Genomic DNA, 13854 nt, shown 5'->3' with positions numbered 1-13854 from the left:
CAAGCGGGGCAGCAAGCAGTAGCATTTCATGCTCCGGGATATGGGCATGCATCCAATGCGTCCCGGGACGTGCGGCAAAGTCATAGCCGCGAGACTCTCCGGGTTGGAGCATCGGCATCGGCAGGTGGGGCACCCCGTCCTGTATATTGGGCGGGATCTGACCGTGCCAGTGGATGATGGTCGGTGCGTCAAGCGTATTGGTCAGATCAACCGCGAAGGTCTGCCCTGGATCAAAGACAAGGCCGGAACGTCCGTTGCCGTCGAGCAAGCCCCAGACTGTCGCAGCCTTGCCTTGCACCTCAATGGTCCGCGATGTGGCCGAAAGGGTCATCCGGGTGGATTGAGCACGCACTTGGGCGGGCAAAAGCAAAGTAGCGGCCGAAGCCGAAGTTGCGGCAAGGAAGCCGCGCCGGGTCAAAAGCGACATATGAGTTCTCCTGTAAGTCGCAGAAAATAACAGACTGGCAGACCATGGCGCGAACGCCTGCTCTGCAGGGTCAGATCACTACGGCTTTTGGAGGATGTCCGGGGGGCGGAAAGGCCAGGGAGGAAACCAGAGGATCATCTCCGGTCACAACGTCAATCGGGTGCCCGGCTATTTCAATCGTTTGATCTGCTGCCGGCAGGGTCGCAACCACAACCAAACAATGTTGCTGGCACAAGAGCATTGTTTGGTCTGACTTGTCGCTGCCCATATCGGCCATGGTCATTTCGTGACCGGCCATGGCCATCATCTGCGCATGTTCAGCCTGAGTTTGCTCTCCACCCATGGTCCAACCGGGAACAAGCATCGCCAGCATATAGGCTGCGAAAACCAGGACTTTAACGAAGGGGGCCGACTTGTTCATGGAACTGTAGTTATCAGCATGATGCGGCACAGTCATTTGACATTTTGGTGTCTCGGCGCCGCCCCAAAAATCTGCGGGGGATGCGGCAGAATTGTCGGAATTTGTATACACCACCTGCCCTATCAGAAAGTTTACTGGATGACCGAAGTTTTGCGAATAATGGTTTGGCTACACGGGCGGGTGATACAGATGATGAAGATTTTTCTAGCCATAGCGACAACCCTGAGTTTGGCAGCCTGCGGGGCGGAACCGATCTGGGCACCGGAGGCGGCCGTTGTCGCATCACGCTACACGCATCCCGGCCCGACGTCGGTAACACTCTACACCGTGCTTTCGACACGCAATGGCTCTGGAGCGCATGCCGGGCTTCTGATCAACGGCGCTCAGAGGGTCATGTTTGATCCCGCCGGAACATGGCGCCACCCGCAGCTTCCCGAGCGCAACGATGTGCATTTCGGTGTTACGCCAAAAATGGTTGATTTCTATATCGACTACCATGCGCGCGAGACTTTCGACGTGGTGGAGCAGACGGTCGAAGTTTCGCCCGAAGTGGCCGCACTGATCATGCAGCGGGCAATGGCCTATGGTGCCGTTCCAAAAGCGAACTGCACCATTGCGCTCTCTCGGGTCCTTGAAGGTGTCCCCGGCTTTGAAGGCTTGCCGATGACGTGGTTTCCGAAGCGCATGATGGAAGCTTTTGCTGATTTGCCCGGAGTCGAAACCCGCAAGATTACGGATGACGACGCAGACAACAATCATGGTGTTCTTCTGGTGCAAGCTGACGATCCGCGATTGGAGTAATCTTTCGGTGATCGGGCACAAATCCACCAAAGATTGATGGCTTGGATGCCTGCAGACCACTACAAAGATGCCAACGTGTTCAACCGCGAGGGACAAAAACATGCGGATATCTCGACGCACCATGATCGGAGCAATGAGTTGGGCCATCAGCCTCGCCACCACGCCCGTTTGGGCCGAAACAGACGCGAGGATCCACGTGGTCAAGGATCCGGGCTGCCCCTGCTGCAATGCCTGGATCGGCCACCTTCGCGAGAACGGCTTTGCCGTCAGCTTCGAAGAGCGCAGCCTTGAAGAACTGACCGCATTCAAGCGCGAACGTGGCATCCCCGATAATCTTGTCTCGTGCCACACGGCGATGATCGGCGACTACACCATCGAAGGCCACGTCCCCGCCGCCGATATCCGTCGCTTGGTGGCCGAACGTCCCGCTGCTACCGGACTTACCGTTCCAGGCATGCCCTTCGGCTCTCCCGGCATGGGGCCAGAGGCCGAGCGCGAAGCTTATGACGTTCTTCTCGTCGGACTTGACGGCAGCAGCAGCATCTTCACCAGCTATCCGGCCGCCTGACCTGGGTCAGGCAAGCGGGAACGCGCCAAAAGCACAGACTCTTTGCGGCGCGGCGCAGGCGGCGACTTCCGAGAACTTCAGGATTACCAAGGCAGCCCAGATTCGGTTGATCGCCAAGCGTCTTCCAGTGCCGCCCGCGGGATCACACCGTCCAGCGGTCTGATGGCTACATCCAGACGACGCGCTGCGTGATAGCCTGTTGCCGCCATCAAACCGGGCGCTGTGCCATAGGCGAGACGGTAGCGCGCCACAAAACTGTCAGTCCCTACGTCGCTGTCCCATCCCACCGGTAGCACCACTTGCAGCAAGACGGTGCTGTTGGACTGATACTTTCGCACGGCTTCGCTTGCTGCAGGTTCAGTGCCAAGGACGACCACGACATCGCCAGGCTCGGTAGGTTTACCGATCAGGCCTTCGACCAGCGCCGCTGCATCGCGCGGAAGCGGAAGTACATGCACATCGACCCCACCCAGATGCCCGTCAGACGTTTCGTTCGCGTGCCCATCCCGCTCGTCTGCCGCCAGCAGGAAACCGCGGACGGCTTCTGCGAGGCTTGCTTCACGGTTATCGCCGGCGACTATAAGAGCTGCAGTGAACGAATGTGCCAAGGCGTTCCCTGACAGGGCCATCCACACTACAACCACCAAGAATGACCTCTTGATCGCGGTCTGGACCCTTTCCACGTCCGCAAACGAGAATGGAAGACGGGCGACAGGAAAGCGCGGCAATAGGACACTCATTCTACCGCCCGTGCTGCTGTCACGGCTTCGACCAACTGCGGCTTTTCCACAAAACCGGGGATCAGCTGATCGCCGACCACGAACGAGGGCGTGCCATTGAAACCAAGCGCCTCGGCCAGTCTCATTGAGGTGGCAATATGCTCCTCAACTTCGGGCGACTGCATGTCGATCTTCAGCTTCTCAATGTCGAGACCGACCTCACCTGCTATGCGCAGCACGGCCTCTGCTTCAACCTTGCCGCGCATCGTCATCAGGGCGTCGTGCATTTCGGCGTATTTGCCCTGCTGCCGCGACGCCAGGGCGGCGCGGGCAGCAAAAGCAGACCCCTCGCTCAGGATCGGCCACTCACGCAAAACAAGGCGCACGTTGGTGTCCTCGGCCATCAAGGCATTGACTTCGGGCATGGCCCGTTTGCAGTAGGGGCAATTATAGTCAAAGAATTCCACAATCGTGACGTCGCCGTCCGGATTGCCGAGGATTGGCGCATTGGGGTCGCGTTCCAAAGTGGTGCGTTCTTTGGTGAGGACAGACGCGGCTGTGGCGGCCTGAGCTTCGGCTTGGCGCGCTTCCAGGGCCTGCAAGGCTTCCAGCACCAGTTCGGGATTTTCCCGAAGTGTTTCGGCCACGAGCGCCTTGATCCGATCATCGGAGATCTCTTGCGACAGGGATTGTTCTGGCAACGCTAGTGCAAACGTGGCGGCAAGTATCATTTGGGTAACGCGCATAGGTGAGACCTTCTGGGAAATAGGGCTGATTTTGTCGTGTGTGAACCCTCTAGCCACTTGAGAGGCAAGCAGGTTTCTTCTTGGGGAGAGACTAAGGTGCTGGTTCATTCGCTCGCCGCCTCCATGCGGGTGCGGTCTTCCTGCGTGGCGCGGACCCGCGCTGGCCAAGTCGATTTGATATAGGCGAGGATCGCTTCGATCTCGGCATCCGAAAGTTGCTCACCGAACGCGGGCATGCCTGACATGAAATCGACACCCATCTCGTCCAGCACAACTTGCCCACCTTTGCGGATGTAGTTGAGCAACATTTCATCCCCGTGGTGCCACGTATGACCTGTCTCATCGTGGGGAGGTGCAGGATAAGTCCCGTTCGAGTTTGCTGATTGCCAGTTCGGCTGCCCTTCCAGATTTGCGCCGTGGCAGGATGCACAGGTTTCCTGATACGTCTTCCGGCCCAACTCGATATCCAGCTCACTGTGAAAGAAGGCGAAGGATGGAGTGGCCACGGTCGCCAAGAGGCCGCCGATGAGCAACGACCTTTGAAGGCGGAACGCCCATTTGTTCTTCTCCCGCAAGGTCATGTCCGGCTCACAATTGATGTCGCACCATCGGGCGGAAGGATGCGATCGGACAAGAGTGCCAGCTGATCGCTGACGCGGGTCCTTTGCGACGCGGGATAAGCGTCCGTCGGTGGCAATCCGCCGTGTTGCGCAAACAGCATGATATCGCGTGCTATCGGCGCGGCAGCCGTGGAACCTCCGCCACCATGCTCGACTACCACTGTGACTGCATAGCGGGGTGCGTCGAACGGGGCAAAGGCGACAAACAGCGCGTGGTCACGACGGTTCCACGGCAGTTCATCCTGTGATCGGACACCCGCCGCGCGTTCCGCCGCCGAGATCGAGAAAACCTGGCTTGAGCCGGTCTTTCCTGCCATCACTTTTGTCGGGTCGGCAATTCTTGACGCGTAGGCAGTGCCACGCTCGTGGTTAGACACCTCGAACATACCCTGCCGAACGATGGACAGCGCCTCAGCTGAAAGTCCAAGAGACGCTGGAGCAGAGTTTTCCGTCGACGTCCCGCTGATCGGCCGCACCATCCGAGGCAGCACGGCCGTGCCGGAAGCAAGCCGCGCCACCATGGTTGCGAGCTGAATCGGCGAGGCCAGAGTAAAGCCCTGCCCGATTGAGGCGTTGATCGTGTCGCCAATCAGCCAGTCTTGGCCGTACTTCTTCTGCTTCCAATCGCGCGAGGGGTTGTTGCCGCGCGCCATGCCGGACAGCGGCAGATCATACTTCTGGCCAAGCCCGAGCCGATCGTTCATGGCAAAAATGCCGTCAATCCCGATGCGTTGCGCAACCTCATAGAAGTAGACATCGCAGGACTCACGCAAAGCGCCGACCATATCCACCCGCCCATGCCCGCCACGTTTCCAGCAATGGAACCGGCGGCCTGAAATCTCGACATAGCCATTGCAGGCGACCGTTTCTGCAGGGTCCATGACACCGCTCTCAAGTGCGGCCAACGCATTCGACATCTTGACCGTTGATCCCGGTGGATAGGCCCCCTGCACTGTCTTGTCGGACAGCGGGCGAAACTCGTTGTCGCGCAGCGCGCCATAGTCCAGGTTCGAGATGCCACGCACGAACAGGTTCGGATCAAACGACGGTGCTGATGTGCAACCAAGCACATCGCCATCCGTCACGTCCATGACGATGGCCGCCGCGCTCTGACCTTCGAGACGCACGCGCATAAAATTCTGCAGATGATGGTCGAGCGTGATTTGCATGTCCGGCCCGGCTGTCGGCGGATCAAGCGCCAGTTCCCGCATGGTGCGCCCAGACACATTGACCTCGACACGCTGCGTCCCCGGCAAGCCGCGCAGCGCTCGTTCATGTCTGCGCTCAATCCCGATCTTGCCGACCTCAAAGTCTGGCAGACGGAGTAAGGGTTCAGCCGCGACCTCTTCTTCCTTCAGATCGTTCTCGCTCACTGGGCCTACATAGCCAACCTGGTGAGCAAAATCGGGACCAAACGGATAGACGCGCGACAAAACCATTTCCGGATGGATCCCCGGAAGTGCTGGCGCGTTCACAGCCACGATTGACAGTTCTTCCCACGTGACCCGGTCTTTCACGGTGATTGGAGCAAAGCCGCTTGTCCGCTCGATCTGGCCTTTGATCTTAACGATGGCTTCGTCATCAAGACCCAGAAGACGTCGCAGTTTCGCAAGCACGTCTTCAAGATCTTTGACCTCCTCGCGCACCAGCGTGATACGAAAAGCCTGCTCGTTGTCGGCCACTATCTTTCCTGCGCGGTCATAGATGCGACCTCGGTTGGGCGGCACAAGCCGCAAGCTGATACGGTTTTCTTCAGCCAACAGATAATATTGATCTGCGTCACGTACACCCAGTTGCCACATCCGCAGGCCCAGCACGCCGACAAACGTTGTCATGACGCCCCCCATCAGAAGCGCCCTTCGTGTGGTCTTCTGGGATATCTGGGCAAGGTCACGTTGAGATCGTCGCACGGTCTCCTCCCATTTCTTCCGGCCGAGATTTCCCCTTCGCGCGAACGGTCAGCACATAAGCGGCCCCTCTCAGAGCAAAAACTGCGGCGACCAGCCCCAGGAACCAAGGCTGGAGCGTATTCGGCGGCGGGGTCGCGCGGTGAAAACTGAGGAAATGCATGAACAGAAAGTAGGCTACATGCGCGACGGTCAGCCACCAGAGCGGCAGGACGCCCATTTGAAGAAATTTCCAGCCCGAAACACCAAGGCGACGCATGGCGAAGTCGCTCGAAGTCACACCCAACAGGATCGTAAGCAGAAGGGCGGCAACCCCAATGGCATTGGCAAGTCCGAAGCCATGCTGAAGCATCACATAGGTCAGAAGTTCAGGATGCCATTCGAAGCCAAAAAGCCGCATCAGGTCCCATTGGACCCAACCAATCAAGATCACAGCGGCATGAACGATCACAAGAAGGCATGCGTAGATGCCAAGCTCACGCCGGAAAGGAAGAACACGCACGATACTCCGGAGGAACCGAGCCAATGGCCCTAACCCGACGGACAGAGCGACAAGTACCATGGAGGCATCCCCGAATGCTCGGTTCCAGCGGTGCATCGGGCTGAAATCGAAGTGTACGGCGGCAAAGCCAAGAACCAGTCCGGTGGCCAAAAATGCCACAGCCGCATGGCGAACCAGCGTCCGTTGTGCCAGACGACGCGGCCTTGCAGCGTGGCCTGATATTTCGGCGACCCTCATTTGTTGCTCCCAAACGACGTTGAACTGGCGTTTACTGTTCCGCCCGCCGACATTCTGAAATCACGGTATGCCCGCAACGCCCGCATCGCGGCGAATGACATGATGATCACGCCTGCCACCGCCAGATAGGGCCGAACCGGGTCGAACCAGGCCAACAGGGCTGGGCCACCGAAGATCAGCATCAGGACTTTGTTGCAGGTCGGGCAAGCGATGCCGAGAAAGCTTGCAACGCCACCCGCCCCGGACGTTCGCAAACGGCACTGCGGAACCCAGAGGCCGATGATCACGCCAGCCAATATCGCAGTTAAGGTCGTCGCCCCAAGCTCCCAGGGTCCAACCGGGGTCATGCGCACAAAGAAGGGATTGATCCAGACAGCGGTGACTGTACCCAAGGTGGCGAACACGGCCAGCCCGGCAAGAGTTCCGCGAATGAGCCTTTGGAGGGCATCTGCGCGCAATTTCTCAGACGCGATAATTTCAGGGAGCATCGAACTGAATCTCCGCAAATTCCTCACCGAAACCGACGTTGACGATCCATAGGCCAGCCATTGGCAGCTTGAGGTTGACGCGCCAAACACCTGCCTCGACCAATTCAAGGGGCGGTGTGAGACCGTCCATGTGCATCTCGACCATGGCAAAGTTGACGTCCGGTCGCATGCCGACCATCTCTACGGCATCGGCGTCTGGCATGAACTGGATGTCCATACGGACATCTCGGTTCCCCGTGGCGTAGACTTGCACGTCGATTCGTCCGTCCGACAGCATTTCAGAAACCGATGCAGTCGGTGCGACTCCGCCGGATGATATCGGCACTGACGCCGGGGGCCGCATCGCTGCCCAGATGAATGCACCCACAAATCCGAGGACGCCGAGAGCAACGAGGATGGCCAGAACTCTAGTTTTCATTGCTCATGTCCATGTTTGAATGATCCATCCCCGCCATGGGTGTGTCTGTGGGCAGCGGTCCGGGCGCGGGCACTAATCCAGTGCCATCGGGATCAAGAAGGTAGGTTGCAATCGCTTCGCGGTCGGCGTCCGTAAAATAAGAAGTGCCCTGCGCTACGACCTCAGCCATGCTGCCGCCAAAGGCATCTCCGTTCGGAAGGAGCCCGGATTTGAGGGCATAGCTGAGGTTGCCCACCGTAAAGCCCCGCCCTACGAGGTCGGCCACGAGGATCGACGGCGCCTTGCTGCCGCCGGGCAGATCGTCGTTTCCCGCAAAACGCGCGCTGTCTTTCAGGCCACCGGCAAGGTTTCGTCCCGTGTGACAGGCCGCGCAATGCGCCGCCCCTTCAACCAGAACACGTCCGCGGTTCCACGGCGACGATGTGCCCATCAGCGCGTCCGTCACCGGCGCATCAAGATAGTTGGCCCGCCACAGCTTCAGCCCGGACCGAAAACTGAAGGGGAAGCCCACATCATGGACAGGAGCTGCTTCGGCGACGGGTGGGACAGTCCGAAAAGCCTCCCACAAGTCGGCGATGTCCTGGTCTGTAAACCCGGCGTAGAAGGAATAAGTGAAGACCGGATAATAGGGGTCCCCTTCTGGGGAAACGCCCTGACGCACGGCACGCGCGAAATCCTGAATGGTCCACCGCCCGATTCCCGCCACAGGATGCGGCGTGATGTTCGGCGGCACGAAAGTTCCGAACGGCGTATCGAGCGGTGCACCGCCTGCAAGTGCGGGGCCCTTCGCCGCCGCGTTGGTGTGGCACGACACGCAACCGCCTGAACGGGCCAGATACGCCCCACGTTCAGGGTCGCCGATCGGAAATGCGGCGGGCTCCGCATCTCCGATGGGCCAGAGCGCCAGCACCCCGGCACCAAGGCTACCCACCACGGTCGGCAAAATGGCAAAAAGCCGGATCAGGCCCCGCATGGTCAGTTCTTTCCCGCGCGAAACTGCGCATGACAAGAGGAGCAGGTTCCGCTGATCCGAGTGAACAAATCATCGGCGGCAAGGCTAGAAAGGGTCGGCGCTAGGGAGGCCGGGTCTGCCTGTCCTGACGAAACCGGGCTGTCTGCGGTCTTTTCGGCATAGCCCATTAACTCTGCCACCGAAAAACCGGGATTGGTCTCTTCGACAGGGGGCATGGCCATTCCGGTATGATCCATCCCCGCCATGTCTGCCGGCAGTGCGGAAGCCGGTTCAAGCCCGTTCGGCGCAGCCTCGGACAGGGCATCTGCGTATACCCTCATCTCTTCTGCCAGAGCTGCAAAATCCTGCCAGTTGGACCAGATCTCCGGCTTGGCATAGGTTACGCCTTCAAGGCTGCCTTCGGGGAAGAGCGACAGCATGGTTTCGCCGGCGTGGCTCGCGATCACGGCGGCGCCTTCCGAGACGATGAAGGCATCGTAGGGCACAGCGCCCTGCATCATTGGCGCCAGTTCCGCCACGGTATCCCGCATCGCCGTCATGCCGTTCATCCTCTCAAGGACGACGCCTTTCGCCCCGTTGTGTGCCATCGCCACTGCCGCGACTGCGGAAGCGGCAAGCGCCATAGCGCCTGTCCATTGTTTTGCCATCTGCCTGACTGCTCTCGGTTTGTTGTTTTTGATTGACCACCGCGCACCGCACTTCAGGCGGTTCGCGAACTGCGCACATGTTTTGGGTCAGGATTAAAACGACAGAGCACTCGACTGGGCCTGAAACGGCACCATCGAACCATGGCTCTTGCCCAGGCTGACCTTCAGATCAGCAGACGTGGAGGGGGCAGACTGACAGAGGGGCCCCCGAAGCGAAGCTGGGTCTGGGCCAAACGCGGTCGCGACATCACTGCATGGCTGGGGATGAACGCAGTCACTGCGCCGACTGGCAACACGAATGCAGTACATGCCAGCGCCGGATGGCAAGACAGCGATATGTTCGTCGATCCGGCAGTGCCGTCTGACATCTCTACCGAGGTCGGGGAGTGATGATCAACCGGGGCGAACGCCGATGCAGATTGGCCAATAGTCAAACCGCAGAGCAGCACGATCATGAAAGACCATGCCCATAGAACACGGACCATCCCGCCCGGAAGCAGGAAGTTCAACGCGGTCCGTTTGGTGTGCGTCTTCAACATAAGGCTAGATCAACTTGACTTGCGTCCCGACCGGAACTCGGTCGAAGACTTCTTCAATATGCTCGTTGTAGAGGCCGATGCAACCGTTTGAGGAACGGCGCCCGATTTTCCGCGTATCGTGGGTGCCGTGGATGCGGTAATATTGCCAGGACAAATAGAGGGCACGCGTTCCAAGCGGGTTGCTGGGGTCGCCGCCCGGCACAAATGCTGGCCACTCGGGATTGCGCTCCCGCATCGATGGCGTCGGTGTCCAGCTTGGGTTGACGCGCTTTTCGACGACTTCGGTATAGCCCCTGCGAGTCAGATCCTCGGAAAGTGGGACAGAACTCGGATACAGGAACATTTGACCGTCACTGGTCCAGTGCTGGAGAACCTTCGCGGTCGTGTCAGATATGATGATCCCAAGACCCAACGCATCGAAATGGTCTTGCCACTCGTGAACCCGAAACGCGGAAATGTTATTGCGAACCGGGCCTTCGGTGTCTTCGGAGGCAAAGGCGGCCCGGCCCACCAAAAAGGGCGCGGCCAGTGCTCCGACAGCGAAGTAACGTCGATTGAATCGCATGGGCTGCACCTCGGTTTTTTTATCGTGATGCAGCCTTCCAACGTGGGAAGGTCAAACCGGTTTGTCAGATCAAATGGTCACAAACTGGTGATAACGTGGCGATTTCGCCGCGCCGCGCGAAAATAGCAGAGGTCACTGCGATGTGAACAACACTTCAGAGCACATGTGACTCTATATATGGTGATGCGAAAGTTACTCGCCATTCTTTGCAGCGCTGTTGTGCTCGCGTCTCTTTTTGGGGAGGCGCGATCGGATCATGCAGTTCATGAAAGCCCCTTTCTCGAAATGCATGCCATGCCAATATTCCAGGAATCCCACTGCGGCGGCGGTTCTGGTCATGTGGCCTGCCAGGTCCTATTGGCCGGTCAGGTCGCGACTCCGATATTGAAGATCGCTTTTGCCCCATCGCAGTTCGAAATCGGGCCAGTACGGGCAAGCAGCCGCATCTCTTCTCCACAACCGCCGCCTCCGCGATACGTCTCCTGAACGAACCCAAGTCCAATCGCTTCATCCCAGGAGACATCATGATTTCCCGACGTTCCTTTTTAGGCGGTGCCGCAGCTGCCGCTTTTGCCACACCGTCTATCCTGCTAGCCCACACCGAAGAACCTTTCGTTTTGGCCGAAGAATTTCAGCCGCGAGAGGTGCGCGTCCGCGAGCAGCACGCTCCGGGTCAGATCCTTGTATTCCCGCGTCTTTACTACCTCTACCACGTCTTCGACAGCGAACGCGCAATTCGCTACGGCGTCGGTGTTGGCAAGGCTGGTCTCGAATTCAAGGGAACGGCGATCATCGAGCGCAAGGCCGAGTGGCCCTCGTGGCGGCCGACGAATGACATGATACGGCGTGACCCCGACCGCTATGCGCAATTCGCGGACGGCGTGCCGGGCGGGCCCGGCAATCCTCTCGGGGCGAGGGCGCTTTATCTCTACAAAGACGGCCGTGACACCTATTTCCGCATCCACGGCACGACAGATCCGGCCTCCATAGGGCAATCCGTATCGAACGGCTGCATCCGCATGCTGAACGATCATGTAAAGCAGCTCTATGATCAAGTGCCCGTCGGCACGCCGGTGACCGTACTGTGACAGGATCACGCCGTGGCCTGCTCGTTCTTGGCGGGACCGTCGCCCTGATCTACGGCTTGCGTGCGCTGCCGTGGGACCGTCTTCCCGGGCGCGGCCCAGGTTACATCGACTTGCCAGACTTGCCGCCATTTCGCCGGCTTGAGGAACAGGGTCAGACTTCTGGAGCAACGGTCGCACTCATAGGGCTAGACGCACCGCCCGCCGATGTTGATCAGCGACGCGCGCGTGCAGACGCTTTGCGTGCCGACCTTTGCCCTGCTCTGTTCGGCCCGGCGGTACTGACGGAAATCGTCCCAATCGCATATTTCAGTGAATTCCGCTGCCCTTACTGTCGGGCACTTGAGCGGGATCTGGACACGCTTTTGGCAGAGGATACGGCATCCTTCCGCCTCATCCAGCATGAACTTCCGATTTTCGGGCCTGCGTCCGAACTCGCCGCACGCGCGTCGGTTGCGGCCGCACGGCAAGGCAAGCAGCAGGAGCTACGTCGACACTTCATGCGGACGCCACTGGTCGCAGAACCGGCATCCGTCTTGCGCGTAGCCACCGACATCGGACTCGACGTCGATCAGCTTGCCCGCGACATGGCCTCGCCGGAAGTCCAGGCAGACCTTGATCGGACCCGGGCTCTCGCCGATATTTTCGGGTTTATCGGCACGCCGGGGCTCGTGATCGGGCGAACCGTCCTCAACGGCGCAATTCCCTACACACTCCTCCGGCGCATCGCGGAAGACGAGAAATCCAGACAGACATCTGTATGCTGACGCTATGAACACGCCGTCGCACATGTTGATCGGAGCGGCTTTTTTTGCGCGGCCCCTGGCATCGGCAACACTTGTTGCGGCGATGGTCGGTAGCTTTGTCCCGGACTTGCCGATGTTCGCTATGGTCCTGTGGTCCACCCGCGTGCTCGGTTTGCCGGAGCATGATGTCTTTGGACGGCTATACTTTTCGGCCCCGTGGCAAGCGATTTTCGCGGTGGATCACGGCTTCCTGATCTGGGCCCCGCTTTTCCTCGCTGCCCATTGGAGCGGCCGCGTCCTGCTTCGTGCTTTCGCGGGGTCTGGTCTGCTTCACGCTGTAGCGGATTTCGTAACCCATCACGACGACGCTCGACGCCAGTTCTGGCCGCTGTCTGACTGGATCTTCCGAAGCCCGGTCAGCTACTGGGACCAGCGCTTCTACGGCGACGTTTTCGCGGTCTTCGAGGTCGGGTTGGTTGTCTTGCTCGCTCTATTCTTGTTTTGGCAGTTCAGGCGGGCATGGCAACGGGCGCTGATCCTGGCGCCCGCAGCCCTGATCGTCGTGCCTGTGATCCTCACCGGTGGCTTCCATGGACTGCACGGCATGGGGTGACGGGCAAGAATGCTGCGGGCAAGGTGATCATTGGCCACAATGCCCACACCGCAAGTTTGATCACATGCCTTTCGCGGCAAGCCAGGCGTTCATGTCGGCAATCTCCGCTTCCTGGGCCGCGATGACTTCTTCGGCCAGCTTGCGCATCTCGGGATCCGTACCAAATTCAAGCTGCACTTTCGCCATGTCGATGGCAGCCTGATGGTGCGGGATCATGCCTTTGACGAAATCGACGTCGGCATCGCCGGTATAGGGAGCCATATTGGCCATCATGGCGTCCATCGCGGCGGCATAGCCTTTCACGGCTGCGTTGTCGGCCAGTTCTGGCGGGATCATGGCAGCGTGGCTCATCATGGTCATGCCGTCGGTTCCCATGTTCATGCCTGAATGGTCCATCCCTGCCATATTGTCGGTCTGGGCATAGACATAGTTTCCTGCGGCCAGCACGGCGGCCAGCACGGCAGCGGTTGCAATCTTCTTCATATCGTTTTCTTCCTTTTACTTTCTAAACTTTATCTTCATGGCCCAGCTAGCGCGATCACGCAGGTGCATAGCCAACTTCGGTCAAGGCGTTAACCAGTTGGTCGCGCGGAGCCGAGGATTTGACATCGACTTTGCGTGCACCGGGATCGGCATTGACTTCGGCGGTCGGATCAACCGACTGGATTGCCTTGGTCACGCTGCGTGCGCAGCCGCCACAGGTCATGTTCTCAATATGGAACTGCATGAGTACCTCCTTCAGGGTTCCGTCTCATGCAACAGCATATGGGGCTTCCCATCGTTGTAAGGTCAAGAGCACAAACCCGTTAGTGAAAAAACAAAATCAGTCCTT

The 13854-nt window shown here is 59.1% G+C and carries 20 protein-coding genes; 6 read left to right on the top strand and 14 right to left on the bottom strand.

Annotated features, from left to right (window positions below; translation table 11 throughout):
- Window positions 1-427 (bottom strand): multicopper oxidase domain-containing protein (locus tag U1A24_RS04300; protein ID WP_322320748.1); only part of this gene is annotated, 427 nt, incomplete at its 3' end.
- Between the two features lie 70 nt (window positions 428-497).
- Entirely contained in the window at window positions 498-848 is a 351-nt protein-coding gene (locus tag U1A24_RS04295; protein ID WP_322320747.1) for a hypothetical protein, read from the bottom strand.
- Between the two features lie 192 nt (window positions 849-1040).
- Between U1A24_RS04295 and U1A24_RS04290 the strand changes: the two genes are divergently transcribed.
- Entirely contained in the window at window positions 1041-1649 is a 609-nt protein-coding gene (locus U1A24_RS04290) for a hypothetical protein (RefSeq protein ID WP_215507522.1), read from the top strand.
- Between the two features lie 100 nt (window positions 1650-1749).
- Window positions 1750-2217 carry a DUF411 domain-containing protein gene (locus tag U1A24_RS04285; RefSeq protein WP_322320746.1) on the top strand — a complete coding sequence of 156 codons (468 nt, stop codon included), beginning with the start codon at window positions 1750-1752 and terminating at the stop codon, window positions 2215-2217.
- Between the two features lie 83 nt (window positions 2218-2300).
- Here U1A24_RS04285 and U1A24_RS04280 read toward each other — a convergent pair whose 3' ends face one another.
- The 9 genes from U1A24_RS04280 to U1A24_RS04240 all read right to left on the bottom strand — a co-directional run bounded on the left by U1A24_RS04280 (window position 2301) and on the right by U1A24_RS04240 (window position 9450).
- Window positions 2301-2825, bottom strand: a complete 525-nt coding sequence (locus tag U1A24_RS04280) for a hypothetical protein (RefSeq protein ID WP_322320745.1) — start codon at window positions 2823-2825, stop codon at window positions 2301-2303.
- Window positions 2826-2953: 128 nt separating this feature from the next.
- Window positions 2954-3667: a DsbA family protein gene (locus U1A24_RS04275; RefSeq protein WP_322320744.1), complete on the bottom strand. Its 714-nt coding sequence runs from the start codon at window positions 3665-3667 to the stop codon at window positions 2954-2956.
- 119 nt (window positions 3668-3786) lie between these two features.
- On the bottom strand, window positions 3787-4263 hold the full coding sequence (locus U1A24_RS04270) for a cytochrome c (protein ID WP_322320743.1): 477 nt from the start codon (window positions 4261-4263) through the stop codon (window positions 3787-3789).
- Window positions 4260-6212 (bottom strand): penicillin-binding protein 2, encoded by a 1953-nt coding sequence (mrdA, locus tag U1A24_RS04265; RefSeq protein WP_322320742.1) that lies wholly within the window; start codon window positions 6210-6212, stop codon window positions 4260-4262. The genes U1A24_RS04270 and mrdA overlap by 4 nt, the downstream gene beginning before the upstream one ends.
- Complete coding sequence (locus U1A24_RS04260) at window positions 6193-6948, bottom strand: ferric reductase-like transmembrane domain-containing protein (protein ID WP_215507476.1); 756 nt, start codon at window positions 6946-6948, stop codon at window positions 6193-6195. Before U1A24_RS04260 ends, mrdA begins: the two co-directional genes overlap by 20 nt.
- The gene (locus U1A24_RS04255; RefSeq protein ID WP_322320741.1) at window positions 6945-7436 is read right to left on the bottom strand and encodes a hypothetical protein; all 492 of its coding nucleotides are present in this window, start codon (window positions 7434-7436) and stop codon (window positions 6945-6947) included. Before U1A24_RS04255 ends, U1A24_RS04260 begins: the two co-directional genes overlap by 4 nt.
- The gene (locus U1A24_RS04250; protein ID WP_322320740.1) at window positions 7426-7854 is read right to left on the bottom strand and encodes a hypothetical protein; all 429 of its coding nucleotides are present in this window, start codon (window positions 7852-7854) and stop codon (window positions 7426-7428) included. The genes U1A24_RS04255 and U1A24_RS04250 overlap by 11 nt, the downstream gene beginning before the upstream one ends.
- Window positions 7844-8827: a cytochrome c gene (locus U1A24_RS04245; RefSeq protein ID WP_322320739.1), complete on the bottom strand. Its 984-nt coding sequence runs from the start codon at window positions 8825-8827 to the stop codon at window positions 7844-7846. The genes U1A24_RS04250 and U1A24_RS04245 overlap by 11 nt, the downstream gene beginning before the upstream one ends.
- Before the next feature lie 2 nt (window positions 8828-8829).
- Entirely contained in the window at window positions 8830-9450 is a 621-nt protein-coding gene (locus U1A24_RS04240) for a cytochrome c (protein WP_322320738.1), read from the bottom strand.
- A 288-nt stretch (window positions 9451-9738) separates the two neighbouring features.
- Between U1A24_RS04240 and U1A24_RS04235 the strand changes: the two genes are divergently transcribed.
- On the top strand, window positions 9739-9864 hold the full coding sequence (locus tag U1A24_RS04235; RefSeq protein WP_322320737.1) for a hypothetical protein: 126 nt from the start codon (window positions 9739-9741) through the stop codon (window positions 9862-9864).
- Window positions 9865-10017: 153 nt separating this feature from the next.
- On the opposite strand, the gene U1A24_RS04230 is transcribed toward U1A24_RS04235, so the two are convergent.
- The gene (locus U1A24_RS04230) at window positions 10018-10578 is read right to left on the bottom strand and encodes a L,D-transpeptidase (RefSeq protein ID WP_322320736.1); all 561 of its coding nucleotides are present in this window, start codon (window positions 10576-10578) and stop codon (window positions 10018-10020) included.
- A 524-nt stretch (window positions 10579-11102) separates the two neighbouring features.
- On the opposite strand from U1A24_RS04230, the gene U1A24_RS04225 reads away from it, so the two are divergent.
- The 3 genes from U1A24_RS04225 to U1A24_RS04215 all read left to right on the top strand — a co-directional run bounded on the left by U1A24_RS04225 (window position 11103) and on the right by U1A24_RS04215 (window position 13022).
- Entirely contained in the window at window positions 11103-11666 is a 564-nt protein-coding gene (locus tag U1A24_RS04225; RefSeq protein WP_215507487.1) for a L,D-transpeptidase, read from the top strand.
- Window positions 11667-11902: 236 nt separating this feature from the next.
- Window positions 11903-12430, top strand: coding sequence for a DsbA family protein (locus tag U1A24_RS04220; RefSeq protein WP_215507489.1), 528 nt, complete (start codon window positions 11903-11905; stop codon window positions 12428-12430).
- A 4-nt stretch (window positions 12431-12434) separates the two neighbouring features.
- Window positions 12435-13022, top strand: a complete 588-nt coding sequence (locus U1A24_RS04215) for a cobalamin biosynthesis protein CobQ (protein ID WP_215507491.1) — start codon at window positions 12435-12437, stop codon at window positions 13020-13022.
- A gap of 60 nt (window positions 13023-13082) precedes the next feature.
- Here the strand turns inward: U1A24_RS04215 and U1A24_RS04210 are convergent, their stop codons facing one another.
- A complete protein-coding gene (locus U1A24_RS04210) occupies window positions 13083-13505 on the bottom strand; it encodes a DUF305 domain-containing protein (protein WP_246567355.1) in 423 nt (140 codons plus the stop codon).
- A 55-nt stretch (window positions 13506-13560) separates the two neighbouring features.
- The gene (locus U1A24_RS04205) at window positions 13561-13749 is read right to left on the bottom strand and encodes a heavy-metal-associated domain-containing protein (RefSeq protein WP_215507493.1); all 189 of its coding nucleotides are present in this window, start codon (window positions 13747-13749) and stop codon (window positions 13561-13563) included.
- Window positions 13750-13854: the final 105 nt, after the last annotated feature.

It is taken from the genome of Cypionkella sp., assembly GCF_034376685.1.
Taxonomy (GTDB): domain Bacteria; phylum Pseudomonadota; class Alphaproteobacteria; order Rhodobacterales; family Rhodobacteraceae; genus Cypionkella.
Note: the sequence above shows the minus strand (reverse complement) of the source record. Positions and strands in the feature narration are given on the sequence as shown.